The organism is Pseudomonas putida, assembly GCF_028682395.1.
Classification (GTDB): Bacteria; Pseudomonadota; Gammaproteobacteria; order Pseudomonadales; family Pseudomonadaceae; genus Aquipseudomonas; species Aquipseudomonas putida_AB.
Map to the genome: position 1 here is coordinate 227,113 of NZ_JANHLC010000002.1, position 25,071 is coordinate 252,183.

General features: G+C 56.7%; 20 protein-coding genes and 3 pseudogenes. 15 read left to right on the top strand and 8 right to left on the bottom strand.

All coding sequences use genetic code 11. The annotated features are described in order from the left end of the window. Positions 1-70 precede the first annotated feature (70 nt). The 8 genes from NPS46_RS06350 to NPS46_RS06385 all read left to right on the top strand — a co-directional run bounded on the left by NPS46_RS06350 (position 71) and on the right by NPS46_RS06385 (position 9,376). Positions 71-748, top strand: coding sequence for a thermostable hemolysin (locus tag NPS46_RS06350; RefSeq protein ID WP_274105584.1), 678 nt, complete (start codon positions 71-73; stop codon positions 746-748). Then, positions 738-2,219, top strand: coding sequence for an AMP-binding protein (locus NPS46_RS06355; RefSeq protein WP_274105585.1), 1,482 nt, complete (start codon positions 738-740; stop codon positions 2,217-2,219). Before NPS46_RS06350 ends, NPS46_RS06355 begins: the two co-directional genes overlap by 11 nt. Continuing rightward, entirely contained in the window at positions 2,216-2,890 is a 675-nt protein-coding gene (locus NPS46_RS06360; protein WP_274105586.1) for a TenA family transcriptional regulator, read from the top strand. The genes NPS46_RS06355 and NPS46_RS06360 overlap by 4 nt, the downstream gene beginning before the upstream one ends. Beyond that, positions 2,877-3,686, top strand: a complete 810-nt coding sequence (locus NPS46_RS06365) for an SDR family oxidoreductase (protein WP_274105587.1) — start codon at positions 2,877-2,879, stop codon at positions 3,684-3,686. The genes NPS46_RS06360 and NPS46_RS06365 overlap by 14 nt, the downstream gene beginning before the upstream one ends. Further along, complete coding sequence (locus tag NPS46_RS06370) at positions 3,683-4,327, top strand: tetratricopeptide repeat protein (protein ID WP_274105588.1); 645 nt, start codon at positions 3,683-3,685, stop codon at positions 4,325-4,327. Before NPS46_RS06365 ends, NPS46_RS06370 begins: the two co-directional genes overlap by 4 nt. Before the next feature lie 11 nt (positions 4,328-4,338). Continuing rightward, on the top strand, positions 4,339-4,998 hold the full coding sequence (locus NPS46_RS06375) for a response regulator (RefSeq protein ID WP_274105589.1): 660 nt from the start codon (positions 4,339-4,341) through the stop codon (positions 4,996-4,998). Then, on the top strand, positions 4,998-6,368 hold the full coding sequence (locus NPS46_RS06380) for a sensor histidine kinase (protein WP_274105590.1): 1,371 nt from the start codon (positions 4,998-5,000) through the stop codon (positions 6,366-6,368). The genes NPS46_RS06375 and NPS46_RS06380 overlap by 1 nt, the downstream gene beginning before the upstream one ends. A gap of 362 nt (positions 6,369-6,730) precedes the next feature. Continuing rightward, a complete protein-coding gene (locus NPS46_RS06385) occupies positions 6,731-9,376 on the top strand; it encodes a bifunctional diguanylate cyclase/phosphodiesterase (RefSeq protein WP_274105591.1) in 2,646 nt (881 codons plus the stop codon). 57 nt (positions 9,377-9,433) lie between these two features. On the opposite strand, the gene chrA is transcribed toward NPS46_RS06385, so the two are convergent. Then, on the bottom strand, positions 9,434-10,636 hold the full coding sequence (chrA, locus tag NPS46_RS06390; protein WP_274106027.1) for a chromate efflux transporter: 1,203 nt from the start codon (positions 10,634-10,636) through the stop codon (positions 9,434-9,436). Positions 10,637-10,871: 235 nt separating this feature from the next. Between chrA and NPS46_RS06395 the strand changes: the two are divergent. Further along, positions 10,872-11,276: pseudogene (locus NPS46_RS06395) on the top strand (transposase); the annotation flags it as partial. A gap of 386 nt (positions 11,277-11,662) precedes the next feature. Here the strand turns inward: NPS46_RS06395 and speB are convergent. Together speB and NPS46_RS06405 are read right to left on the bottom strand one after the other, a co-directional pair. Further along, the gene (gene speB / locus NPS46_RS06400) at positions 11,663-12,619 is read right to left on the bottom strand and encodes an agmatinase (RefSeq protein ID WP_274105592.1); all 957 of its coding nucleotides are present in this window, start codon (positions 12,617-12,619) and stop codon (positions 11,663-11,665) included. 7 nt (positions 12,620-12,626) lie between these two features. Then, positions 12,627-13,688, bottom strand: coding sequence for an extracellular solute-binding protein (locus NPS46_RS06405; RefSeq protein WP_274106029.1), 1,062 nt, complete (start codon positions 13,686-13,688; stop codon positions 12,627-12,629). Between the two features lie 231 nt (positions 13,689-13,919). Here NPS46_RS06405 and NPS46_RS06410 point away from each other — a divergent pair, with 231 nt between their 5' ends. Then, positions 13,920-14,822 (top strand): LysR substrate-binding domain-containing protein, encoded by a 903-nt coding sequence (locus NPS46_RS06410; RefSeq protein WP_274105593.1) that lies wholly within the window; start codon positions 13,920-13,922, stop codon positions 14,820-14,822. Positions 14,823-15,007: 185 nt separating this feature from the next. Here the strand turns inward: NPS46_RS06410 and NPS46_RS06415 are convergent, their stop codons facing one another. Beyond that, positions 15,008-15,670, bottom strand: coding sequence for a hypothetical protein (locus NPS46_RS06415; protein WP_274105594.1), 663 nt, complete (start codon positions 15,668-15,670; stop codon positions 15,008-15,010). A gap of 711 nt (positions 15,671-16,381) precedes the next feature. On the opposite strand from NPS46_RS06415, the gene NPS46_RS06420 reads away from it, so the two are divergent. Together NPS46_RS06420 and NPS46_RS06425 are read left to right on the top strand one after the other, a co-directional pair. Continuing rightward, positions 16,382-16,813: a glycine zipper domain-containing protein gene (locus NPS46_RS06420; RefSeq protein WP_274105595.1), complete on the top strand. Its 432-nt coding sequence runs from the start codon at positions 16,382-16,384 to the stop codon at positions 16,811-16,813. Positions 16,814-16,922: 109 nt separating this feature from the next. Continuing rightward, entirely contained in the window at positions 16,923-17,249 is a 327-nt protein-coding gene (locus tag NPS46_RS06425) for a DUF2388 domain-containing protein (protein ID WP_274105596.1), read from the top strand. A gap of 734 nt (positions 17,250-17,983) precedes the next feature. On the opposite strand, the pseudogene NPS46_RS06430 reads toward NPS46_RS06425, so the two are convergent. Then, positions 17,984-18,475 (bottom strand): annotated as a pseudogene (locus tag NPS46_RS06430) (DNA polymerase V subunit UmuC); the annotation flags it as partial. On the opposite strand from NPS46_RS06430, the pseudogene NPS46_RS06435 reads away from it, so the two are divergent. The 3 genes and pseudogenes from NPS46_RS06435 to NPS46_RS06445 form a co-directional block, all read left to right on the top strand. Next, positions 18,469-18,633, top strand: a pseudogene (locus NPS46_RS06435) (DUF159 family protein); the annotation flags it as partial. The pseudogenes NPS46_RS06430 and NPS46_RS06435 sit on opposite strands and share 7 nt — an antisense overlap. A gap of 105 nt (positions 18,634-18,738) precedes the next feature. Beyond that, positions 18,739-21,168, top strand: coding sequence for an autotransporter domain-containing protein (locus NPS46_RS06440; protein WP_274105597.1), 2,430 nt, complete (start codon positions 18,739-18,741; stop codon positions 21,166-21,168). Positions 21,169-21,259: 91 nt separating this feature from the next. Continuing rightward, positions 21,260-22,360 (top strand): tetratricopeptide repeat protein, encoded by a 1,101-nt coding sequence (locus NPS46_RS06445; RefSeq protein ID WP_274105598.1) that lies wholly within the window; start codon positions 21,260-21,262, stop codon positions 22,358-22,360. A 358-nt stretch (positions 22,361-22,718) separates the two neighbouring features. Here the strand turns inward: NPS46_RS06445 and NPS46_RS06450 are convergent, their stop codons facing one another. From NPS46_RS06450 to NPS46_RS06460, 3 genes are all read right to left on the bottom strand, one after another. Beyond that, positions 22,719-23,843, bottom strand: coding sequence for a hypothetical protein (locus tag NPS46_RS06450; RefSeq protein ID WP_274105599.1), 1,125 nt, complete (start codon positions 23,841-23,843; stop codon positions 22,719-22,721). Between the two features lie 104 nt (positions 23,844-23,947). Further along, on the bottom strand, positions 23,948-24,472 hold the full coding sequence (locus NPS46_RS06455) for a hypothetical protein (protein WP_274105600.1): 525 nt from the start codon (positions 24,470-24,472) through the stop codon (positions 23,948-23,950). Further along, a complete protein-coding gene (locus tag NPS46_RS06460) occupies positions 24,465-24,827 on the bottom strand; it encodes a phage head closure protein (RefSeq protein WP_274105601.1) in 363 nt (120 codons plus the stop codon). Before NPS46_RS06460 ends, NPS46_RS06455 begins: the two co-directional genes overlap by 8 nt. Between the last annotated feature and the right edge of the window lie 244 nt (positions 24,828-25,071).

Here is a 25,071-nt window from a genome sequence, read left to right on the forward strand (position 1 = left end):
TCACCTTCAGACTTCGTTAAGAAATCGCTTGGATACTTCGCTCAACCCCACTAAGGGAGGCGTTCTGCCCATGCCCGATTTTGACTGGAACATCCCCCTGCCCTTGCATTTCGGCCAAGCCGAGGCGCTACCGTTGACCCTGACGGGTGTGTTGCCGAACGACGCTTTACGAGCGACGTTCGAAACCTTTATCCAGCAGCGATTCCGCAAGACCTACGGCGCCGACATCCGCCACTTCATGCCCGAGCTGTTCGGTGTGCATAGCGCTGACGGCCAGTTGTGCGCGGTGGCCGGCGTGCGTCGCGCGCAACTTGAGCCGCTGTTTCTAGAGCGCTATCTGGACGAACCGATCGAACCTTTGATCAGCGCCGTAGCTGATCACTCGGTCGACCGAAACACCATTGTCGAGGTGGGCAACCTGGCGGCCAGCAACACCGGCAGCGCACGTCTGAGCATCATCGCCATCACCTATCTGCTGGCCATGGGCGGCCTGGAATGGGTGACGTTCACTGGCAATATCGGACTGGTCAACAGCTTCCATCGTCTCGGCCTGGAACCCGCGACGTTGTGCGCCGCCGATCCGGATCGACTGGGTGACGAGCGTCAACATTGGGGTAGCTATTACGAAAGTAAACCCTGGGTGCACGTTGGCAACATCCGCGCAGGGTTCGTCCACCTACGCAACAGCGGCCTGTTCAGCCGCCTGGGTTTGCCAACCTCGATTGAAGGAGCCTGCCATGTCGCTTGAACTGCAACGCTTTCAGGAAACCTTGCGCGAGCATGCCCAGCGCAATGACAGCGCGACCGCACTGTGGGGCGACACGCTGAAACTCGATTACGCCACCGTGTATGCAGAAGTGCTGTATCGCCAGGAACGCCTGCGCGATGAGCAGGTGCAAGTCGTCGCACTGGCGCTGGACAACGGCGTCGATGCGATGCTCTGGGACCTTGCGGTGTTGTTCGAAGGGTTGACCTGCGTAACGCTGCCACCGTTTTTCAGCGCAGCACAACGCGCCCATTGTCTGGAGCAGAGCCAGGCCGAACGGGTGATCGCCGAACCGGAGCTGGAACCCGAATTGCGCGCGGCCGGCTATGAGCAATGCGGCGAGTTTTGGTGCAAGGCCTTCAGCAGCCAAAGGCCGATGCCGATGGGCACTGCGAAGTTGACCTTCACATCCGGCACAACCGGCACGCCGAAAGGTGTTTGCCTGAGTGCCGACAGCCTGTTGCGGGTCGCACGAGAGCTGGATCAGGCGAGCAAGCCCACCAGCCCGCATCACCACTTGGCGCTGCTGCCATTAGCAATTCTGCTGGAGAATCTCGGCTGTTATGCCGCGCTGTATGCCGGTGCGATGCTCAGTTTGCCGAGCCAGAATACCCTCGGCATTCAGGGCGCCAGTGGCGTCGATGCCCCGCACCTGTTGGGCTATCTCGCCGGACGTGCGCCGCAAAGCCTTATTCTCGTCCCACAACTGTTACTGATGCTGGTCAGTGCCGCCGAACAGAAGGCCTTCGCCCCGCAAACCCTGCGCTTTGCGGCGGTCGGTGGTGCACGTGTGTCCGAAGATTTGCTGCACCGTGCGCAACGGGTCGGCCTACCGGTATTCGAAGGTTACGGTTTATCCGAATGCGCCTCGGTGGTATGCCTCAATCGCCCCGGCGCACAACGCCCCGGCAGCGTCGGTCGTCCCCTGCCCCATGTCGAAGTGCGGTTGGCCGAGGACGGTGAAGTGCTGGTCAAGGGCTCGGCGTTGCTCGCTTATCTGGGCGACGCACCGTACACCGATGAGTGGTGGCCGAGCGGCGACCTGGGCGAGTTCGACCCGGAAGGTTTTCTTTATCTCAAGGGCCGCAAGAAGCATCAGTTCGTCACCAGTTACGGGCGCAACGTCAACCCGGAATGGGTTGAATCCGAGCTGACCCAGCGCCGCCATATCGCCCAGGCGTTCGTTTACGGCGAGTCGTTGCCGCGCAATCACGCTCTGCTCTGGCCGCATCGCCCGGACTGTACCGATGCTGAACTTGCCGCTGCCGTCGCCGAGGCCAACGAGGCGTTGCCCGATTACGCCCAGGTCCATCAGTGGACGCGCCTGCCACAACCCTTCAGCGCCGCCAATGGCTTCCTTACCGCCAATGGCCGCCCACGCCGCGACACCATCGTCGCCCAGTACCACGCCCAATTGACCGAATCCGTTCCCCGGGAGGAGTCCGCATCATGAATTTTTTCGACACCCTGCAAGAAGCCACACAGCGTGAACGCCAAGAGCTGTTCAACCTGCCAATCATTCTCGATGCGTTGCAGGGTAAAGTCAGTATCGATAGCTATCGGGCTTTTCTTGCACAGGCCTACTATCACGTACGCCACACCGTGCCGTTGATGATGGCCTGCGGTGCGCGTTTGCCGACGCGTCTGGAATGGTTGCGCAAAGCCGTGTGCGAGTACATCGAAGACGAATACGGCCACGAACAATGGGTGCTCAATGACATTGCGGCCTGCGGAGGTGATCGCGAGGCCGTGCTTGATGGCCAGCCTTCGCTGCCGATTGAGCTGATGGTGAGCTTCCTTTATGACCTGATCGCCCGAGGCAACCCGGTGGGTCTGTTCGGCATGGTCAATGTCCTTGAAGGCACCAGCATCGCCCTGGCCACACACGCAGCGGGGAGCATTCGCGAACGCCTGGCGTTACCGGAAACCGCCTTTAGCTACCTGAGCTCTCATGGTTCGCTCGACATTGCGCACATGCAAACCTATCGCCGCCTGATGAATCAGTTGGAAGATCCGGAGGATCAAGCGGCAGTCATTCATGCTTCAAAAGTTGTATACCGACTGTACACCGACATGTTTCGTGGCCTGCCGCGTGACGCGGAGACCGAACATGCAGTTGCGTAACGCGCGAGTGGTCTTGACCGGAGCCAGTGGCGGTATCGGCATGGCTATCGCCGCAGCCTTATGCGCCGCCGGCGCTCGGGTATTGGCCGTGTCGCGGCATCAGGAAGCCTTGGCGCCGCTGCTCAAACGCTACCCTGACAGCCTGTGCTGGGTCGCGGCTGACCTGACGTTCCTACGCGACCGACGCAAAGTAGTCGCCGCCGCCGAAGCGATTGGCGGCGTCAACCTGCTGATCAACGCCGCCGGGGTAAATCACTTCGCCATGCTCGAACAGCTCGACGACAGTGATATCAATGCGATGCTTGCGGTGAACATCAGCGCTCCGATATGCCTAACCAAGCTATTGCTGCCGCAGCTCCAGCAGGCCGACAGCGCCATGGTAGTCAACGTCGGCTCGACCTATGGCTCGATCGGCTACGCCGGCTACACCAGCTATTGCGCGACCAAGTTTGCCCTACGCGGGTTTTCCGAAGCGTTGCGCCGAGAGCTGGCCGACACCCGAGTCAACGTGCTCTACGTCGCACCGCGGGCCACCCGCACCTCGATGAACAGTGCGGCGGCGCAAGCCCTGAACGATGCCCTCAAGGCCAACGTCGATGATCCGCAAACCGTGGCCTCGGCGGTGATCCACGCGATTGCCGGTGACCGCCGCGACCTTTATATGGGCTGGCCCGAGCGCTTCTTTGTGCGCCTTAACAATCTACTGCCGCATCTGGTCGATAGAGGCCTGCGCAAGCAGTTACCCCTGATCCGCCGCTTCAGCGAAAAACCCGACAATGAGACCCTCGACCCATGAAAAAAATCGTCGCGTGCCTATTCATCGCAGCCCTCAGCCAAAGCGTCTGGGCGCTGGAGGCTGCCGAGCAGCAGCAACTGAGCAGCATTCAACAAAGCTGGGCGCACATCCAATATGAAGTGGCGCAAGATCAGCGCGCCGCCGCGTTCGAGCGGTTGTCCAGCGAAACCCAAGCGTTCACTGCGCAACACCCGGCGCAGGCCGAAGCCTGGATCTGGAAAGGCATTGTCACCAGCAGTTGGGCCGGTGCCGAAGGTGGGCTCGCAGCGCTGGGCAAAGCCAAGACAGCCAAGGCCGACCTGGAGAAATCCCTGAGCCTCGACCCCAAGGCACTGCAAGGCTCGGCCTATACCAGCTTGGCGGCGTTATATGATCGGGTGCCCGGCTGGCCTATCGGTTTCGGCGACAGCGACCAAGCTGAACAATTGCTCAAGCAGGCGCTGCAGCTCAACCCCGACGGCATCGATAGCCTGTACTTTTGGGGCGATCACCTCTACCGTCAGAAGCGCTACGCTCAAGCAAAAGTAGCGCTGCAAAAAGCCCTGCAAGCGGCACCGCGTCCTGGCCGTGAAACGGCAGATAGCGGCCGCCGCCAAGAGATCGCCGCTCTGCTGGTGGACGTCAACAAGAAACTCGACTGACAGGGGGCCACGTGCGTTTATTATTGATTGAGGATGATGTGGCGCTAGGTGAAGGCATTCATCAAGCGTTGGCGCGCGAGGGCTACACCGTGGATTGGCTCAAGGATGGCAGCAGCGCGCTGCATGCCCTGCTCAGCGAAACGTTCGATGTCGCTGTGCTGGATCTCGGCTTGCCGCGCATGGACGGCCTCGAAGTACTGCGGCGCCTGCGCGACAGCGGCTCAAACCTGCCGGTGTTGATTCTCACCGCCCGCGATGCGACCGAAGATCGCATCGCCGGGCTGGATGCCGGTGCCGACGACTACCTGATCAAACCGTTCGACCTGGCCGAACTCAAGGCGCGATTGCGAGCGTTGTTGCGGCGCAGTGCCGGGCGCGCACAAGCACTGATCGAACACGCCGGTATCAGCCTCAACCCCAGCACCCAACAGGTCAGCTACCAGGGCCAGCCCGTGGCACTGACGCCCAAGGAGTATCAGCTGCTACATGAACTGCTCTCACCTCCGGGCCGGGTGATGACGCGCGATCAACTGATTCAACTGCTCTATGGTTGGAGTGAAGAAGCGGAAAGTAACACGCTGGAAGTCCACATCTATCATCTGCGCAAGAAGTTCTCGCCGGAGCTGATCCGCACTATTCGGGGTGTGGGTTATCTAGTGGAGGAGCGCTGATGACGTCGATCCGCCGCCGTACGTTGACACTGATCATTGGCCTATTGTTGGCCGGCCTGGCGGTGCTGAGCAGCTTTAACCTATACGATAGTAACCATGAGATCGCCGAGGTTTACGATGCTCAACTGGCGCAGAACGCGCGCTTATTGCAAGGCGTGATGCGCATGCCGCTGGCGACCCAGCAGCACGCCGAACTGTACCGGGCCTTCAATACCGCACTGGGCGAAGCGGTGCCGCACGGCGACGGTCATCCTTACGAACGCAAAATTGCTTTCCAGGTATGGAGCCCTGGTGGTGAGGTATTGGTACACACCGCCAGCGCGCCGACCTTCAGTTCACCACCGACGCAACCTGGCTTCAGTGATGTGGTGGATTTAAACCATCGCAATTGGCGCGCATTTCTCCTTGAAGACCCACAAAACGGCATGCGCATCTGGGTTGGCGAGCGCGATGACGTGCGCACGGATCTGGTCGACCGCATCGTACGTCATACGCTATGGCCGAATATCGTCGGCAGTTTGCTGCTCGCGGCAATGGTCTGGCTCGCCATAGGCTGGGGCCTAAAGCCCTTGGCAAACATGGCCGAGACCCTACGTGCCCGCCACAGCGGTTCACTTGAGCCATTGCAGTTGGCACCGTTGCCCCGCGAACTTGAGCCCATGCAAGCGGCGCTCAACCGCATGCTCGCGCAGATTCAAGAGGTGCTTGGTCGCGAACGACGCTTTATCGCCGACGCTGCCCACGAAATGCGTACGCCACTCGCTGTACTGCGGGTGCATGCGCAAAACCTGCTGGAGGCAGGCACCGAAGAGGAGCGGCGCGAATCGCTGGCCTTTCTTATCTCAGGCGTCGATCGCACCAGCCGACTGGTCAACCAGCTACTGACCATGGCGCGGCTGGAACCCAAACCCAATCCCCCGCCGCTGCAACGCATCGACCTCAGCGAAACCGTGCGCAACAGCCTCGTGCAACTGACACCGTGGTTATTGAGCAAAAACCTTGAACTGATATTCGACGTCAGCGACCAGCCATTTCACGTCTTCGCCACCCCCGCCGCCATCGATATCGCGCTGAACAACCTGATCACCAACGCCGCCAACTTCTCTCCCGAATACGGGGCAATCACTGTGCAACTTAGCCGGGCTGATGGTTTCTGTCATTTGACCGTCGATGACGAGGGACCGGGAATTGATGAGTCTTGTAGAGAGCGATTGTTTGAGCGTTTCTACAGCCGTGGCACGGTGCAAGGCGCCGGGTTGGGGCTCACCATCGTCAACACAATCGCCATGCGCTTGAACGGACGTATCGAACTGGTAAACCGGGCAGAAGGTGGTTTGAGGGCGACGTTATCCATTCCAGCCAGGGAATAATCGCACGGTTCACGAGACCAAGATCAAACTGCCCAAGCTGCTGAATAGGGTTTATCCGCGTTAGAGCTCAGCGTGGCTGCAAAAAACATTCTGTTACTCAATTAATCTGCGAGCCAGTCGATAAACATCTGAGTGTCCCCTAGCACATGCGATCAACCGCCTCGAGCACAACCTTAAGATTGGATCCTAAATGTCCATGGTGTTGTCGAATGGGACCTCGAAAAAAGAATGCGCGGTTCGCTTTCCTAGATGACTGCAGGGCATCGTAAAGCAGTGTGGAGATCCCACCGACAAGCATAGGCAACGTCATCCACAGTGCACCTGCTCTTGGCTTACTCCAGAAAACATGAATGAGTATATGTATGAACGGTGCTCCGCTGATTACCAGGTTCCTGGATCGTTTTATCAGCTCATTTTTTTTACCCATCGGAGTGTTACTCATAGGAACAATGCTTTCCTATGCTGTGGGAAAGCTCGAAAACGAGCGCCAACGAAATATTGAGCGCATTAAAATTGGTTTAGAAATAGGCGGTTTAGGCGCACAGTTAGAAAAGCATATTCGCTTCGCGTTCAGCGAGACCGAAGGCATTGCGCAGCTGCTGAGTGCAAATGGTTTTATCTCCCCAGAGCACTTGCGCATCATGATGAAAAGCGCGATCAATACTGCGCCTTATATTCGTCATGTCGCACTGGCACCCAATGATATTGTAAGTGATGTTTACCCGCTGGAGGGGAATGAAAAAATCATTGGCTTGGATTATCGAAGCCTAGCCAATCAATATCCTTTATTAGAAAAAGCCCATCAGCTAAAATCCCCCGTTATTGCAGGGCCGCTGCAACTCTATCAAGGCGGGCGGGGACTGATCTATCGTCGCCCTATCTTCCTCTCAGATCATGATAGGCACCAGGTATATTGGGGCAGTATTTCAGTCGTCGCGGACCTTAATAGACTCTTACAGGTCAGTGGCATGTACGATACGAAAGGCCTTGATCTCGCTCTTCGTGGTAAAGATGGACAGGGAGAAACAGGCGACATCATTCAGGGAACCCCCGCCCTGTTCGAAGATCAACCGATTCTTGTATCTGTCAACATCCCTGGCGGAAGTTGGCAATTGGCAGGAAAACCATTTGGCGGATGGTCAGCCATCTCACTGCTTGACTCTTCATTATTTATGATGGGACTTTTCAGTACTATTCTGCTGAGCATTTTTGCCTTTCAGCTCACTTTAAGCCACCGACTGATTCGCCTACGTAACGCAGAGCTACTGGGTGAAAGCAACGAACGACAGATCATGAAATCCTCACTGGCACAAAGTGAAGATCGTTTTCGCGCATTATTTGAACACTCTCCAAATCCGATCTGGATTGTAACCGATGATGGAAAAATAAACTTTGCCAACGCTGCCGCCTTAAAGATGCTGGGCTTCGATAGCGAATCATTTCAAGTTACCAAAATTATAGATATATCCCCTGAGTTTCAGGCAGATGGACAGAGGTCCACCGATAAGGTCTCGTTTTTCCTGGCTAAAGTTCATCAAGAAGGATCGTTACACTTCGAATGGCTGTACAAACGCTCCGACAACAGTATTTTCCCTGCCGAGGTCACATTATGTGCAGTGCAACTGGCTCACGAAAATGTAAATTACGCCATAGTGCGCGACATCTCTGAACGAGAGAAAGTGAAGCTTGAATTAGAGCGCCTTGCCCATTTCGATTCCGTAACAGAGCTGCCTAATAGGGGATTTTTTTACAAGCATCTGACGCAAGCCATCGAGCGAGCGGTCCAGCAAAACAACAGCCTTGCTGTGCTTACTCTGGATATGGATGGTTTTAAGCAGGTCAATGACAGCTTGGGCCACCCAATGGGGGATTTGCTATTGCAGCAAACGGCTCTTCGCCTCAGAGCGGCAGTCAGGGCTGGCGATATTGTTGCTCGCCTAGGAGGAGATGAGTTTGCATTCATACTCTACGACTTGCACGAGGCTACAGATGCTATTCCTATAGTGCAAAAAATTTTGCAGGCCTTTCATCAATCTTTCGATCTGAAGGGAACCTCAATATTGATAACCGCGAGTATTGGCGTAGCAATGTGCCCGGAAAATGCTGTAGCGGCACAAACCCTGCTTACCCAGTCTGACACGGCGATGTACGCAGCCAAAGAATCCGGTCGCAATGACTACCGTTTTTATCAAGCGCAAATGACAACAGTTATCAAGGCCAGAATTGCCCTTGAGAGTGCTTTGCGTAATGCCTTGGATGGCAATGAACTTGAAGTTTGGTATCAACCCCAATTCGACCTTGCAACTGGGTTTATCAATGGTGCTGAAGCGTTGATCAGGTGGCGAAATCCGCAGCTTGGGCTGGTCTCCCCAGTGGATTTCATTCCACTGGCTGAGCGCACGGGACTAATAATTCCGATTGGTGAATGGATACTCGACCAAGTATGCAACCAGGCCAGACATTGGCGTGATAGCGGACGATTCATCCAGCGGATGGCCATCAATGTGGCCGTATTACAAATCGAACGAAGCGACTTCGTGGAAACGGTAAGGCAAACATTACAGCGCCATAACCTACCACCTCAGTCATTGGAAATAGAGGTGACGGAAAGCTTAGTCATGAACCATCAAGAACTGATGAAAACAGTTCTGGGGCAACTGCAACGGATGGGAGTTACGGTAGCGATAGATGACTTTGGCACCGGCTACTCCTCCTTGGCCTATTTGAAAGACCTACCCATCGATAATCTGAAAGTTGATCGGACATTTATTTCCGACCTACCCTATGACGCAGCCTACATCTCCATCACGCAAGCAATCATCGATTTAGGGCATGCCTTGGGTTTTACCGTGACCGCGGAAGGGATCGAAACAGTCGAGCAATTGGAGTTTCTGCAAAAGGCCGGTTGCGATACGGGCCAAGGCTACCTGATCAGCAAGCCCCTGCCAGCCAGCCAGTTCGAAGCATGGCTGGACAATGCCCCAACGCTCAAGAGTCTTCACTCTTAGTCATTACTCGGCTACGCGCAATCAACCATTGGCGGACATCAATCACTAGTTTTGCACTCACGAGGCGATACTCAATAGCCCGCCCAAGACAGCGCTGCCGAGCACTACCAACCAAGGCGGTAGCTTCCAAAATAGTGCAACCAATGCCACGAGTGCCAGGGCGAAGTCCTGTGGTGCGTGAATCGCAGTCGTCCACACCGGCTGATAGAGCGTGGCAAGCAACAGACCGACCACCGCCGCATTGGTGCCCAGCAGCGCTGCTTGCGTGCGGACGCTGTGGCGCAAATGCTCCCAGAACGGTAAAGCGCCCACTACCAATAAGAACGAAGGCACGAAGATCGCTAACAGGCAGATCAGCCCCCCAAACCAACCGCTGGGCGCTTGGTTCATCGAAGCACCTAGAAATGCCGCGAAGGTGAACAGCGGCCCAGGGACGGCCTGCGCAGCTCCATAGCCGGCCAAAAATACATCATTGTCGACCCACTCAGAAGGTACGACCTCTGCCTGCAAAAGGGGTAGCACCAAATGCCCGCCGCCAAATACCAACGAGCCGGCACGGTAGAAGACACTCACCATCGATAGCATCTGACTTGGGAACCATGTTGCCAGGAGCGGCAGTCCGAGCAGCAGAGCAAAAAACAGAATCAGACAAAACAGGCCAACACGATGCCGGATGCAAACTGGCGATGGATCATGGGCATCACCTGGCGGGGGCTTGAGCAGCAACAGACCCGCCGCCGCCCCAAGAGCCATGACACCCAGTTGCCCTAACGCCGACGGCATGAGCAGTACGAAGCAGGTCGCTGCCAGCATAATGAATTTACGCGGAGCATCGGGGCACAGGTTGCGCGCCATCCCCCATACCGCTTGTGCGACCACCGCCACGGCTACCACCTTCAAACCTCGCAGCATGCCAGCGGGTATGGCATCTCCATTACTGGCAATGCCTAGCGCGAAGAAGACCAGGGCAATAGCTGAAGGTAAAGTGAATCCCATCCACGCAGCAAGGGCACCACCATAGCCCGAGCGAGATAGCCCAAGCGCGATACCCACCTGACTACTTGCTGGCCCCGGCAGAAACTGGCATAGGGTGACCAAGTCCGCATAACGGCGCTCGCTTAGCCACTGTCGACGCACTACGAACTCTTCTCGGAAGTAACCCAGATGGGCGATTGGTCCGCCGAAAGAGGTCAGACCCAGGCGCAGAAAGATTAAAAAAACTGTCCAGTGATTGCGATAAGGCTGAGGGACATCGCTCATGTTCGTTTGATTCATCATTGGCAAATTCAACAGGCAATCATCGATCAGCACACGCTCATGACACCAAGCTATCTACTGAGACTGGCAGCGAAGGTGGTTCATCCCAACCACAGCAAAAGCACAGTGAGCCTTACTAGCCGCCATCGCAAAGTAAGCCTCAACGGAAGCAGGGAGTTCCTCATCCTTCTAACTATCCACTATATCAACTCTCTAGATGAACACTCATGCATGACGCCTCGATGAAGAGGCTCTGGCCGAAACGCTACTGTCGCTGACGGATCCTCAGGCCCGCTGGACCGTTGCTCCAGGCGGCCCAGCTTTTTACGCTCACTCCAGGAATTATCTGATCGATACCGAGCACGGCGTGATCATGGACGTGGCACCCACACCAGCTCATCGAACCGCAAAAGTCGAGAGCACCAAAACAATGATCGAACGAGTTGAAGCGCAGTTCTACTTCAAGCCGGAACGCCTCATTGGCGATACCGCTCACGATACCGCGCCGATGCTGGCCTGGATGGTGGAGGAAAAAGGCATCGAGCCGCATGTGCCGGTGTGGGACAAAACCGAGCGCAAGAACGACAGTTTTTCGAGCATCGATTTCCACTGGGTGGCGCGACGGATGAATTCACGCTGGCCGCAGCGGTGCAGAACCTGCGACGGCAGGCCAAATTTTCATCTCAAGGACCGCCAGTCAGGGGATAGGTGCGCCTGCACTCAGCAAAAAACCTCAAATTAACCCAATAACAGAGCAGCAAAGATCACCGAAGGGCCGAAAAACCACTCAATGTAGTGAGTAGGTGCTCCGGTGGTGGTTGTGCCTGAGTTCAGGCCATTTGAAAGTCCGACTTTTTCAACAGAATCGGCCAAAAGCGGTCGCTCGCGACCTGCCGTTTTCGCCCCCAAACGGTCTGCCGCAGCAGCCGCTGGACAAGTCAAGCTTGCCCACCCTACAAGACGCCCAGGATCGCATAGCGTGGGCAGCTGCGAAGCATTTCTTGCCGGACAGCTGCCCAGACCACTGGCTTAAAGTTTATGCCGCGCGGCATACAGGCATATCATCTCCATGGCCACTGCGGCCCCGGCCAGCGCGGTGATCTCGGCGTGATCATAGGGGGGGGCCACCTCCACCACGTCCATACCGATCAGGTTGATACCACGCAGGCCACGTAGAGTCGCCAAGGCCTGATAGCTCGATAGGCCTCCGCATACGGGCGTGCCTGTGCCTGGGGCAAACGCCGGGTCGAGGCAGTCGATATCGAAGGTTAGGTAGACCGGGTGATCGCCAACGCGCGCCCGAATAATCTCCGCCAGCTCCTTGGTCGAATGTTCATGCACCGCGCTGGCGTTCAGCACCTGAAAGCCCATGACGTCATCTTGGCTGGTGCGCTGGCCAATCTGGATGGAGCGTGCGGGGTCAACCAGCCCCTCGCGGACGGCATGGTAGAACATCGAGCCGTGGTCGATGCGCTTGTCCTCGCCGTCGCACTCCAGGTCATGGTGCGCATCGAAATGGATCAGAGACAGCGGACCAAACTTGGCCGCATGTGCTTGCAGCAGCGGATAGCTGATGAAATGGTCACCGCCCAGCGTAAGCATTGCGCTGCCCGCCGCCAGAATCCGTTCGGCATGAGCCCTGATCGCCGCCGGAGTCTGCTCTGGCGTGCCATAGTCGAAATAGCAGTCGCCGTAATCGACGCAGGCCAACACGTCGAACGGGTCAAACTCCCAAGGCCAGTGGCGAGCCCAGGCCGACTGCACCGAGGCCTCGCGAATGGCTCTCGGTCCAAAACGGCTGCCAGGACGATTGCTGGTGGCGGTGTCGAAGGGGATGCCGCTGATGGCGATATCCACACCACGCAGATCGCGGGTATAGCGACGCCGCATAAAGCTGGTGATACCACCGTAGGTTGGCTCACCCGCGGTGCCATATAGGCTGTCACGCGTCATCGCCTGGTCGATTATTGGATTGTCGTCTGTCATGGGAGTCTCAATGCTGGTTACGGAAGTTGGTCCAGACACGCGTGCGTTCGCGCAGGGTGCGCAGGGGCAAGGGTTGTTCGCCGAACAATCTGTCGCGCACGTTTTCCGGGGGATAAATAGCGGGGTCGGCGGCAATGTTGGCCTCCAGTAGCGCGATGGTGGCCAAGTTGGCATTGGCAAAGAAGAAGCTGCTGGTGAGTTCGGCCATCGACTCGGGCCGGGTGATGAACTCGATAAAGGCTTTGGCCGCTTGCGGATGGGGCGCATCAGCCGGAATGGCCAGGGTATCGACCCAGGTCAGCGTACCTTCCCGAGGGGCCGAGTATTCGATGCTGAACGGCTTGTTAGCGGCCATGGCCTGGCTTTTCGCCAGCACCGCATCGCCGCTATAGGTCAGTGCCATACAGAGGTCGCCATTGGCCAGGTCCGTGCTTTGCGTCCCCGTCGAGATAGAGCGAACCGCAGGGCGCAATTTGACGAACAGTTCCTGAACTGCGCGAAGATCGGCGGGGTTCTTGCTGAAGGGCGGTTTACCCAGGTAGTGCAGTGCGATGCTGATCACCTCTTGAGGCGCGTCTATCAGCGAGATGCCGCAGTCTTTCAGCTGGCTCGCATAGTCCGCCTTGAACAGCAGATCCAGGCTGTTCAGCGGTGGGTTGGCAATGCGCTTATCGACGTCCTGGCGGTTGAATGCCAAGCCCACGGTGCCCCAGGTGTAAGGGACCGCGAAGTGATTGCCCGGATCGACAGCCGTCAGTTGGGCAAGCAACTGCGGGTCCAAGTCATCGATATGGGGCATCTGCTGCAGACTAGTAGTCTGCAATGCCTTGGCCTGAATAAGCCGATCGAGCATGGCGATGCTGGGGACGACAACGTCGTAGCCACTGCGTCCGGTCAGCAGCTTGGTTTCCAGCACGTCCGCACTGTCGAAGGTGTCGTACTGGACCTTGATGCCCGTTTCGGCCTCGAATTTTTTCAGGGTTTCAGGGCCGATATATTCCGCCCAGGCGTAAACCTGTACCACCCGCTCGGTGGCCAGCGCTGGGCCAGCCAGCAGTACCAACACCATCAGCAGCAAGGTACGCAGGCTGTCGACTCCTGTGCTGATGGTACGCCCAGACAACGAGTTCGACCTCGCATAGGGGCAGTTCCCCGGCTGTTCTAGCTTGTCGTTCATGGAGTCACCTTTTGAATTGTTGTCGTTGGCCTCACTTCGGTGAATATTTGCGGTTGCTCGAAACACAATCAATCTATATAAATCACCAAAAATCTAGTCAATAAAACTAAACGGTAGAACCCCATGGCCTTGCCTCCGCTGCATGCGTTTCGCGTCTTTGAATGTGTTGCGAGGCTGGGCCATGTCGGCGCAGCCGCCGCTGAGCTACATGTCACCGCGGGTGCAGTCAGCCAGCAGATAAGGGCGTTACAGGGCTCACTCGGTATCGATCTGTTCTACAAGCAGGGCCGCCACTTGGTGCTGACGGAGCGTGGCTTGGCACTACAACGCTCGGTTGCGCGAGGCATCGGCGAAATCACCGAAGGGGTGCGACAGATATCCGAGGAGCACTTCCAGGAGCCGGCGGCGAAAGTTCTGACTATTTCCACGGAGCCGATTTTTGGCGCGTCCTGGCTGGTGCCGAAGCTGTTCGCCTTTCGCGCAGAACATCCGCACATTCAGCTGCGCGTCATTACGGCCGACGATATCAGTGAGGTTGACTGGCGCAGGGCCGATATCGCCGTACTCTACGACGCCCCGACCTGGGAGGGTTTCTGGTGGCGCCCCTTGCAGAACCTGCATATGTTTCCGGTCTGCTGCCCGCAATTGCTGCGCGGCCCTCATGCGCTCAAGCAACCGTCCGACCTGATCCACCACCGCCTCTTGCATGAAGATGACGGAACTCAATGGCGACGCTGGTTGCTCGAAGCGCGCTTGCCCTATCCGGGGGATGCCGATGTCCATCTGGAAGACCTCGGTATCGCCCTGCAAGCCGCTCGAGATGGCTATGGCGTAGCACTCAGCGACGAGATCAACTCGTCACGCGACTTGGATGAGGGCCGCCTGGTGCAGCCCTTTGCCCTGAAAGTGCCGACGGGGATGGATTACTTCTGCATCTGCAACGAAGATAGTCGTGACATCCCTGAAATAGCCTTGCTTATCGATTGGCTTATCGAGCAGGCAACGATCGTCCCAGCCTACCCGTAAAAGCTGTTGGGACGGTTATTGCACATTAAACGGTAAACCCGCCGATAGGCGGGCATTTGCATCCCCTCGCTCCGCTCTGCTGCTCTCCTTGCAATCCTGCTGCGCTGCAGCTCAGCCCATACGCCCAGCAAAAATACTTACCGCCCCGAGCAACTAATAAAAACTAAAATTAAACTTTTACTTAATTATTCCAAATCTAGATTCTTGATCCCGTAGTAATCCAGCCTTATTTGACAGGTTGTACACGGGCAAATATAGAAAGTACCATCCCTCTTTTTCTTCATGTAGCTATACAAACTCTTGTCTGGGACTTCTGGATCTGGGAAGGACGTATTGCTGATGCCTAACAAACCTCCGCTACCAACCTCCATCACTCCAAACATAATTTGCTTTTCCGCGCAACCTGCGTTCGCCACATGGCTTCCGCCAATGAACGACACCTGATCATCTTCCTCTCTAGGCCCCTCGGGCCTTGGTTGCGCAGGGCAAAAGATGACTGGAGCGATTGGGCTCAAGCTAGCCTCAATAAATTTTTTAAATTCTTGTGAACCTGGCCTGTATTTAACCCTTCCCCCAAGTCCATTTCTATAAGCGAAATTGTGAGCCATTCCTGGAGACATTCCTACATATAAAACTATTCCTTCTGCAGCAAGATATTGACTTAGCGTAAAGGGCTTCGCTAGATCAGCTTTTATTATAGGTCTCTTAGAAGCAAGCCCTACAGCTACGCTAATAACGCCAGGCTTCACTGTTCCTTCAGGATAGGCTACCGCCTTAAGGATACCGGCCGACCTTTTCCCAACTGATTTTATAATTTCACCATACGTTTCCTGGAGCATCTGGCGCATGCCATAAATTCCTTTTAAAGTTTGATTAATTTTTCGGTTCCCTTGAATGCATTGCTACTGCAGCACCTATTAAATTTAATTACGGCTACACATCTAAATACGTTAGCTTGAGTGGAGTGATTTTGCCAATTTCAGCAAAGGTGCTTCTGCCTCTCTGTGCCACAATGTGGCTTCCCCACGCTTAGTGGACAATAATTTAGGCGGGTAATGTCTCCAGAAAGTAGTGTTCATAATCCGGACCAAGCGACGTCTAAACATCCGAACGAAATTCTTTCCTGGTCGGGTAAATCTGTATCTCTCACTTTAGAGTTCTACAGCTACAATGGGGAGCAAAGCTCTGCCGTCTTCACTAACAAGGCTGTAATCGAGAAAGCAGTAAGGGCTCAGGAGCTCGAAGTTAACGCTGCAGCGTCAAAGCTCTAAAGCACCAGTTCCGGCTGAGACTTGGCCCCTACCAAGCTCTCACCTCCAGACCGAACAGACCAGAAAACCCGGCCAGCGCCGGGCTTCTTGTTTCTGCCCTCCCACCCTCTCCTGAACTGCCGTCTGCCAGCAGAGGTGCTCCGTAGCCGAGGCCATCAAGGCATACCTGGTGACAGCAATTCGCCTCAGGGCACCATCCGTATAGAACTTCGAGCTTTTGTTCTAATCCTAATGCTAGGCGCGTATCAAACCGTGAGCGCCTGCTGACAACCCATAGAGGTTCACAAAATGAAAATGACACTACCCGCCCTAGCTTTGGGTGTCCTGATTTCACAGGGTACGATGGCCGCTGGGGATGGCACAGCCGCTGTTGGAGGCGGAGTTGGTGGCGCACTTGGCAATATCGTAGGTCAACAGCTTGGCGGCTCAACTGGCGCAGCCATTGGCGCAGGCCTAGGCGGTGCCGCCGGTGGAGCAGTGGGTGCTCAAAAGGGAAATAGAGCAGAAGCCGCGATTGGCGGCGGAGTCGGTTCTGCTGGCGGATCACTCATAGGTAATCGCCTCGGCGGTTCAACTGGCTCGACCATTGGAGCTGGTCTCGGCGGAGCTGCAGGTGGCGCGCTGGGTAATAACCTGGCGGATGATCAGAGCAATCATCGATCGGACGGCAAGAAGCACAAAGGCAACAACAAGCACAAATACAAGAACAAGCACCGTTAGGCTCTGACTCCTACGACAGCCAAGCCCGGCCCAGCGCCGGGCTTCTTGTATCTGGCGCTCCCCTGCTCTGCTACCCTGGCGCCCTCTACCGCAATGGAAGCATCGAAGCATGATCTCATGGAAGCCCCTGGCAATCGCCGTCATGGTGCTGAGCAGCACTCAGGCCATTGCAGCCGAAAACAACAACCCGTTCCAAGGCGCGCTCATGATCACCACTATCGTGCCCGCAGTGATCATCTCAGCGCCCACGGCTATTACCTCGGAAATTCCAGAGTATTTTAAGTCAGCCAAGACTGACGCACTGGCGTTCATCGGCTCGGACGGCGAGATTCGCGGCGCGGAGTTTGAGCAGGCGTCCCGGTACTATCGCTCAACCTACACATCGCCTGTCATGTCCGATATGCAGCTGGCCCAGGCAATCGTAACTTCGTTCTGATACCCATACTCAGACTGTCCGTGGCGCCGGGCTTCTTGTATCCACACTAAGCCTCTCCGATCTCATACCTCCCTTCAAACTTGGACTACGCTTCAGGCAACGTAGATTGATGGCGATAATGGAGGAACCATGGCAATCCAATTTTCGGTGAGATACAAGTCAGGGGCCGAGATCCAATTCACGCACCGTCCACTAGGAGGGCCCGGGCCAGCAAACATCCGACGCGCTTTTGAGCAATTCCTAAAGACCGGCAAACAATCCGAATGGACCTACAGTTTCAGGGATCGAATGGATGACACCCACAATACCAATATCGACTACACAATAGACTTTAAAGATATTGCTTCGATTATCGAGAAAGAGTCAACCTAGAGCCCTTGAGCCGTAGTGATACAGTGATACTTCCTTCCCTTTCCAGTCTCCTACTAGGGCAGAACCTGCTCGGCTGTTCAATATCGAAGGCACCCAAGCCCGGCTTCGTGCAGGGCTCTTTCATTTTTCGATCTACACCCATCCATGCCGGTTAATTTGCCCCCCGCCCGACATTCGGCCCGCCTGTGTGGGGCTTTTTGGTTCTTCACGGAATCCCGGGAAACACAGAAACAAGAACGCCGATTTGATTAATGATGTTCGTGCGAGCAAACACATCTAAAAAACCGGTGTTCTTATGCGTGGTATTAATACTTTCCTTCCTTTTGGTGAGGGTTTTCTGTCGTCACGATCAAGCCTGCTGGCGACGCGCTTGAGAGCAGCCGCACGTCGTCGGTCGGATACGGCAGGTCAACCACCACGCCCTTGGCGTATTGGGCCTCCTCCGGATTGAACATGCCGGTCCGGATGCTGACGCGGACCTTTTTGCACAGCGAGCCCTGGGCCCGGAGTTTTTCCGAGGCTCGCATCATGTAGGTGGCCACCGCTTCCTTTATAGGTGCCAGGTCTTTGAGACGCTTGCCGAACATCCGGCTACAGCAGATTTCCTGCTTGGGCGGATCCGGCTCGTCCAGCTCGAGGCAGGCGGTACCGGCCAGCGCCCGGGCAGTTTTCTCGATCACCACGCTGAACTTGCTGCGCAACATGCCCGGGGCGGCCCGCGCCAGGTCCATCGTCGAACGGATGCCCAGTTCTTCCAGGTGAACTTTCATCTTGCGCCCGACGCCCCATACCTCAGCCACATCCGTGTTGCGGAGCACCCAATCGCGCTTGTCTGCGTCGCAGATATCAACAATGGCTCGATCGTTCCACACCCATGGAGCGGGCTGAACAGGTGGCGCTTCGGCAAAGCGAGCCGGCCGATACTTTCGAGTGGTTCAAGGTAGATAGAGGCGTGGGCAACGTGCGCAACCAAGGCTATTGCTTCTATGCCCAGGCCAGCCTGCATGCCTGATATCTGACCCTGTGCTCAGAATTGCTCAGTTTGAGCCCAACTCTCTTCGGCTAGAGTCGCGCGGTCATTTCCACCATGGCCGGCAACGGCCAGTCGAGGAGCAGTATGAACAGGGCATTCCGTATCATCTGGAGCCACGCCTGTCAGGCCTTTGTGGTCGCCGATGAACACGCCAGCGCAGGCGGCAAGTGCAGCGGCGCCCGCCTGCTGCTGGCCGCCGCCGGATCAGGCCTGCTGGTCGCCAGCCAGAGTGCCCTGGGGGCACCCGATCTGTGCTCGGCCCTAAACACCACTATCTCCACGCCCAGCAGCGGTGTTAACTGCGGGCTGATTAGCGGCGGCAGCGTTACTATCAGCAAGACTGGGAGTATCGACGCACCGGGTGATGCCATCTTCGCCAATAGCGACATCGATCGGATCATCAACAGCGGCAGCATTCAGGGCGGATCTACAGGCATCCTCCTGTATGGGTCAGGCAATATCGCTACACAGATCGACAACAGCGGCCAGATCCTCAGTGACAGCTTTGGCATCTCGATCTTGAGCTACGAGATCGGCAGCCTGAACAACAGCGGAGCAATCCGAGGCCAATCAGGCGCCGGCGTCTACCTGGAAGGTGCCTACGTCAGTAACGAGATCCGTAACTCCGGAACCATCCAGGGCTCAGACAACGGAATGCATCTGATCTATAGCCGGGTGGAGGGGGTCAATAACCAGGCTGGCGGCCTCATCAAAGGCGGCGAGAACGGCGTCCTTCTCGACAGCAACGCCCGGCTTGTAACCCTCACCAACAGCGGCACCATCCAGGGCGACCTCTACTCCATCTTCGACACGGACTATTCCTCCAGGCTGGACACCATCTATATCGAGGGTGATGACACGGCCCGCATGCTTGGCGATGTGCGTGCAGAAAACACCAATGTCACCGTAACTGCTGGCAGCGTATTCAGCAGCAGCAACGCCTTCAGCGTGCGCAGTTTTACCATTGCCGACGGCGCCACACTGAAGATGTCCAACGGCATCTCCAGCAGCGGAGTTTTGAGCGATGGCTTCACCGCCTACAATGGCTTCAGCAATGCCGGCACCCTGAGCCTGGCCGCCGGCGTAAGCGGCAGCATTCACGGTGACTACAACCAGGCCACCAGCGGCACCCTGAAGATCAGCGTCGCCAGCGACAGCAGCTACGGCAAGCTGGTGGTCGACGGCACGGCCGAACTGGCCAGCAATGCCAAGATCGCGGTGAATGTCAGCAACCCCAATTACAACTTCAGCGTTGCCAGCCTGCAGGACGTGCTTAGCGCCGGCACCCTGAACAGCGATGGCACCTTCGCCGTCAGCGACAACTCCGTGCTATTCGACTTCGGTGCGGTCAAGGATGGCAATACCGTCGATCTGACCATCAGCGCCGCAGCGAACCCCGGCAATAACCTTATCGAGGGCATTGTCACCGGCCTGGGCAACACTCCGGCCGTGGGCGCCGCCAAGGTGCTGGACAAGATCATCAGCAACAACCCGGGCGGTGAACTGGCCGGCCACTTCGTCAGTCTGACATCCGATCAGGCAGTCTCCGACGCCGTCTCTCAGACCCTGCCTACTGTCGCCGGCAGCGCCGGTAACGCTATCGGCGACACCCTCAGCAATGTCAACCGCGTGGTGCAGGCCCGCCAGGCCAGCAACAGCGGCCTGTCCTCCGGCGATGCGGTGACTGACGACAACCTATGGATCAAGACTTTCGGTGCCTGGGCCGATCAGGGCGAGCGTAACGGCCTCGGTGGCTATGACGCCAACACTCAGGGCCTGGCCATCGGCAGCGACGCCGCCGTCAGCGAACACAGCCGCCTGGGCCTGGCCTTCGCCTATGCACAGACCAACCTGAACAGTGACTCGCATGTCGCCCCGCAGAGCGCCGATATCGACACCTTCCAGCTGATTGGCTATGGCAGCCATGCTCTTGACGCTAATACCGAGCTGAACTTCCAGCTCGACGGCGGCCAGAGCCGTATCAACAGCGAGCGCCACATGCCCTTCGCCGATGCCAGCGCCAAGGCCGACTACGACGGCTACAACGTCCATGCCGGGATCGGTATCGGCCACCGTCTGCGTCTGTCCGAGCAGTTGACCTTCATCCCGTCGGCACGCGCCGATTACACCTGGATCGAGAGCGAGGCCTATCAGGAGAAAGGCGCTGGCGCCCTCAACCTGGATGTCGATCGCAACGATGCCGAAGAACTGCTGCTGAGTGTGGACGGCAAGCTGGACTACCAGTTGAATCAGGCCACCGTTGCCAGTGTCAACCTGGGCGCCGGTTATGACGTGATCGACGAAGACAGCGCCATCGTCTCCACCTACACAGGCGCACCGGGCGCGGCCTTCAAGACCACTGGCATGGATCTGGAACCCTGGCTCGCGCGCGCAGGCATGGGGCTGAGCCACACCCTACCCAGCGGCACCGAGGTCAGCCTGCGTTACGATGCCGAAGTACGCAGCGACTTCACCAACCAGGGCGCAACGCTCAAGGCTCGCTGGGCCTTCTAAACTGCTGCGGGGAGATGCCAAAGGCCACGACATGCGCGTGGCCATTGTGTTTGCCAGAGATGCATACTTCCCCGTATTTCCGGTCCCCTCCATGACAGACATCCCCCCCCTTCAGCAGGCCTGGTCAGAGCAGCCGCAGTCAGCCACCGCCTGCATCGCCTGGGCCCAGGCCCTCAGCCGCTCGACACGGGAAAATGAGGCCATCGAGGTACTCTGCCAGGGCCTGCAGAACCACCCCGGCAACCGCAAAATGACCCTGCTGCTGGCCCGCAGTCTGCGCAACTGCGGACGCTATCAACAGGCCCACTCACTGCTGGCTCCCTTGGTGCCAGGCGCGCCCCAGGACATCGATCTGCTCAAGCTCTGGGCAACCCTGCTGCAAACTCAGGGTCGCCTGTCCGAAGCGCTTGCCACTCTCAAGCAGGTGCTCCAGTTGCTGTGTCAGCGCACCGCCATGGCGCCACCGACCGCACAGCCGGTACAGCGTAGCTGCACAGAGCAGGACCTGGCCACGCTCTGGAAAACCCTGGCGCAGCTGGCGGCCGATGGTGTCCATGCCTTCGCCACCGCCGGCACCCTGCTCGGTCTGGTCCGTGAAGGCCGCCTGCTGCCCGGCGACAAAGACATCGACATCGGCCTGCCCTGGCCGGAACTGCCGGCAGCCATCCACAGTGTGCAGAAGCACGGCTGGCGTGAGCTGGATTGCTCCAACGGCCTGAGCAACCCGCGCTCCTTCGTTTATCCGGACAGCGGTCTGACTCTGGATCTGTGTGCCTTCGCCGAGGACGGCGTTAAGGGGGGCTGTGTCGGTGGTTTCTGGATGCCCGGCATCCCGCCGCACTGGAACCGCCTGACCGACTACCCTCTGATGCAACTGCAACTGAGCGATAGCCCTGCAGGGCGAGTCTGGACCCTGCGAGCTCCGGAGGTCTGGCTGGCAAGCCTGTATGGCGAGCACTGGCGCCAGCCCGATCCCGGCTTCGACAGCAGCATCTGCGCTCACAACCTGCGCGGTTTCAGTGAGTTGACCCAGTGCTACGCGCTGTTGCGCATTGCCGATGCCTGGCATATCGGCCAGTTGGACAAGGCCCTACGGGCTACCCGGGCGAGTCTTGCGCAGCACCCCGACAACGACTTGCTAAAGGTTGTGGCCAAGTGTTTGCAAGAACAGCAGGCCTCTGTTCAGCCCTAAGCGCCGGCGCTATCGCCGGTGTAGATGACGTAGGCCTAGGGGTGATTGAGCTTGGCGCTGTTGGCCACGGCTTCGAAATCGATCCCGGCGGCCACGCGACCCGAGAAGTCGGGGCCGTACTGGCGCAGTTGTGCGACTAGCGGGGTGATGAGCATGGTGAGTTTATCCAGGCGAAAAAAAACCTCGCATATGCGAGGTTTTCAGTTAAGGGTCAGGAGAGATCTTGAAGGAGTAATCAATTATTAATGAACGCCCTCCAATATGTATCTACCAGTATCAAGTCATCTAATAAGTAGTCTTGGATCACTGATGTTTCTCATCATCCACACTACTCCTAACTTCCGCAATTTCATTCTCATCAAGGCTGTCCCACGCTTGCAGAAAGCGGTGGGACCGCACTGATAGCCGGATCAAGAGCCACATGAATCCCATAATAGTTCAGCTGGTAATCGCCGTAGCCCGGAATTGCTAACTGCTGGCCACATGCCGCACCAAAAAAAGAATGCCCATTCCTATAAACCCCTGAATAGCTTGCATTAGAACTGGCATGTATGACATACCCAGACATTGAAACTCCACTCACCGTCAACCATGGAGCAACATAGGCAGAAACCAGCAGATGAACATCAACCGAATCATCAGGCGGAATAGAATGCCCCAATGTATGAAACATATGATCCAAGCATATCTCGACCCCAAATTTTATGTCACGCCCCCCTCCTTCAGGCCGAACACTGAACACACCAGGTTTACAGCCGGGGATATGTATTACTGTCAAACCCGTAAGCACCTCATGAAAATCCGAGCCCTTATTATATTTAAGCAGCAGCCTACCGTCGTATAAAACATAGGCAGTATTACGGGCAAATTTCAGTGTATTTGCTGGAGCAAGTAATAAAGAAACCATTTTCGCGCCCGTTGTAAGTGCATTTTGGTTTCCGGAGGCACTGCTTAGCTGTGCGTCAAGATCTCCTGCAAAGAATCGATTGGCATGCTGAAGTAAAGCGCCAAATGCTTTTTCAGTCCGACTGAAAGGTTTTGTACCTGGAGGAGCTGGCGGATTTACAACAGGGCGTTCCGCAGGTTTTTGCCATGCAACTGTTCCCGGAACTATAATCATACCTTCGCAGGCTGCGCTAACTAACTTCAGCCACTCTAGAAGTCTTTCTTTATCGCCCTGCTCCAGATGTCGCTGCTCCCCATAAACATGTGAACCATTAACTGATGGATGGGCAAACAGATATTCTGGCGCTATGAATACCCCCCATGGCTTTGGGCTTATACCACCTATCGCCTTAACGACATTATACGCAGCAATTACGGCATCCCGTAAAGCTATCTGCCTAGCCAACAGAGTCATACTCTGTACATATTGCGTATTAATAGACCAAATACAAACAACAAGATCATGCCCCGACATATGATACTTCCTTTTATCAAATGACTTCCTGACAACACTACCATTTAGAATGGCCTTATCCATTCCACGCACAACAAAACTGTAAAAACTATATCTCAGCCCTTATTAGGCGCTCCCCCTTAACAAAGGGCTCCAAAAGCTCTTCGATTGGCGACTACTCTAGACGACTATCTGGAAAGTGCCTGTCCAAATGCAGTTTTCAGGATGTCGCGGACTTCGCGTCTAGAATCCTGCAGCGCATCCGCCACGTAGTTTTCCCGCGGTGTAATACGCCACCCGCCCGAGGCGCGCTGAGCCAGGGCCGCGGCTCGATCGCCCTTGGCCCGGCGATTGGACTTACCCTTGCCCTTTCCGGGAGCCAGCGCCTTCAGCCGTCCACCCTGCTTGACCCCATAGTGTAGGTAGGCCGGATAAAACGCTTTCATGGCACTGGTTTTGCGAGGCGCGACCTTGACCATAAAACCCGCCCTGGACACCTTGAAGTTGATCGAGTGCAGCAAGGCCCCAGTCCGGTTCGCCGGGTAGCCTGCCTGGCCGCGGGACAAAGCCAGGTTCAGTTGCGCCCGTTGCGTGACCAGCTTCCCGGCCTTGCGCATCCCGGCGCGTACTTTCTTGCGGTCGAAGGCATCGCGCTCGAAGCTGTCAAAGCCCTCGAAGTGCAGATAGCCCTCCACCGATGCCGAGTTAGCCATAGATACTGCCTCCACTCCGAGCCTGACCCAGCTCCTCGACTTCCAGCAGGGTAAAACGATGGGTGCCGTTCATATCGCTGCTGCGCCGGATCCGGTACAGCGTTTTCCCGTGCAGCACTGCATGGGCATCGGTAATGCCGACCAGCCAGCGCAGGGTGATGCGGTGTGTGACTTTGCTATCGGTCTGCACACCCGCCGCATAGGTTGCGCTGCCCACCGGTTCGATCCTGGCCCAGCGCCGTTTGGGCTCGGAAAACACCGAGTCCAGGCCCATATCGGCGGCCGGCACATCCATGCACCGGCGCACGGTGATGCGCCGGTCCAGATCTCCCGCCCCAGGTTCACGCCAGGCCATATCAGATCCTCGGTGGTACGGTGATGCTGGCCAACAAGGTCAGCAGGTGGCGGTCCGGCAGTTCATTGAGGGTTTGCCCCAGCACCAGCAGTTCGCGATGGCGATAGGCCGCCGCCAGCAGCAGGTACCGTCGCGTAGGAGAAATTGTAAAACCGACGCGATGAGGTCGATTTAGCGGGCAGTTGCGGAAACGATGTAAAAGATGCGGAAACGATTCGGTTTTCGGGGGGACAAAAACTCAAAC

Bases quoted from the DNA above. Each gene is read 5' to 3' on its own strand.
- NPS46_RS06380 (WP_274105590.1), top strand. From the start codon at position 4,998: ATGACGTCGATCCGCCGCCGTACGTTGACACTGATCATTGGCCTATTG.
- NPS46_RS06455 (WP_274105600.1), bottom strand. From the start codon at position 24,472: ATGGCTAACTCGGCATCGGTGGAGGGCTATCTGCACTTCGAGGGCTTT.
- NPS46_RS06370 (WP_274105588.1), top strand. From the start codon at position 3,683: ATGAAAAAAATCGTCGCGTGCCTATTCATCGCAGCCCTCAGCCAAAGC.
- NPS46_RS06405 (WP_274106029.1), bottom strand. From the start codon at position 13,688: ATGGTGTTGGTACTGCTGGCTGGCCCAGCGCTGGCCACCGAGCGGGTG.
- NPS46_RS06350 (WP_274105584.1), top strand. From the start codon at position 71: ATGCCCGATTTTGACTGGAACATCCCCCTGCCCTTGCATTTCGGCCAA.
- NPS46_RS06360 (WP_274105586.1), top strand. From the start codon at position 2,216: ATGAATTTTTTCGACACCCTGCAAGAAGCCACACAGCGTGAACGCCAA.
- NPS46_RS06420 (WP_274105595.1), top strand. From the start codon at position 16,382: ATGAAAATGACACTACCCGCCCTAGCTTTGGGTGTCCTGATTTCACAG.
- NPS46_RS06460 (WP_274105601.1), bottom strand. From the start codon at position 24,827: ATGGCCTGGCGTGAACCTGGGGCGGGAGATCTGGACCGGCGCATCACC.
- NPS46_RS06355 (WP_274105585.1), top strand. From the start codon at position 738: ATGTCGCTTGAACTGCAACGCTTTCAGGAAACCTTGCGCGAGCATGCC.
- chrA (WP_274106027.1), bottom strand. From the start codon at position 10,636: ATGAGCGATGTCCCTCAGCCTTATCGCAATCACTGGACAGTTTTTTTA.
- NPS46_RS06450 (WP_274105599.1), bottom strand. From the start codon at position 23,843: ATGGATAAGGCCATTCTAAATGGTAGTGTTGTCAGGAAGTCATTTGAT.
- NPS46_RS06425 (WP_274105596.1), top strand. From the start codon at position 16,923: ATGATCTCATGGAAGCCCCTGGCAATCGCCGTCATGGTGCTGAGCAGC.
- NPS46_RS06365 (WP_274105587.1), top strand. From the start codon at position 2,877: ATGCAGTTGCGTAACGCGCGAGTGGTCTTGACCGGAGCCAGTGGCGGT.
- NPS46_RS06440 (WP_274105597.1), top strand. From the start codon at position 18,739: ATGAACAGGGCATTCCGTATCATCTGGAGCCACGCCTGTCAGGCCTTT.
- NPS46_RS06415 (WP_274105594.1), bottom strand. From the start codon at position 15,670: ATGCGCCAGATGCTCCAGGAAACGTATGGTGAAATTATAAAATCAGTT.
- NPS46_RS06385 (WP_274105591.1), top strand. From the start codon at position 6,731: ATGAACGGTGCTCCGCTGATTACCAGGTTCCTGGATCGTTTTATCAGC.
- NPS46_RS06410 (WP_274105593.1), top strand. From the start codon at position 13,920: ATGGCCTTGCCTCCGCTGCATGCGTTTCGCGTCTTTGAATGTGTTGCG.
- NPS46_RS06445 (WP_274105598.1), top strand. From the start codon at position 21,260: ATGACAGACATCCCCCCCCTTCAGCAGGCCTGGTCAGAGCAGCCGCAG.
- speB (WP_274105592.1), bottom strand. From the start codon at position 12,619: ATGACAGACGACAATCCAATAATCGACCAGGCGATGACGCGTGACAGC.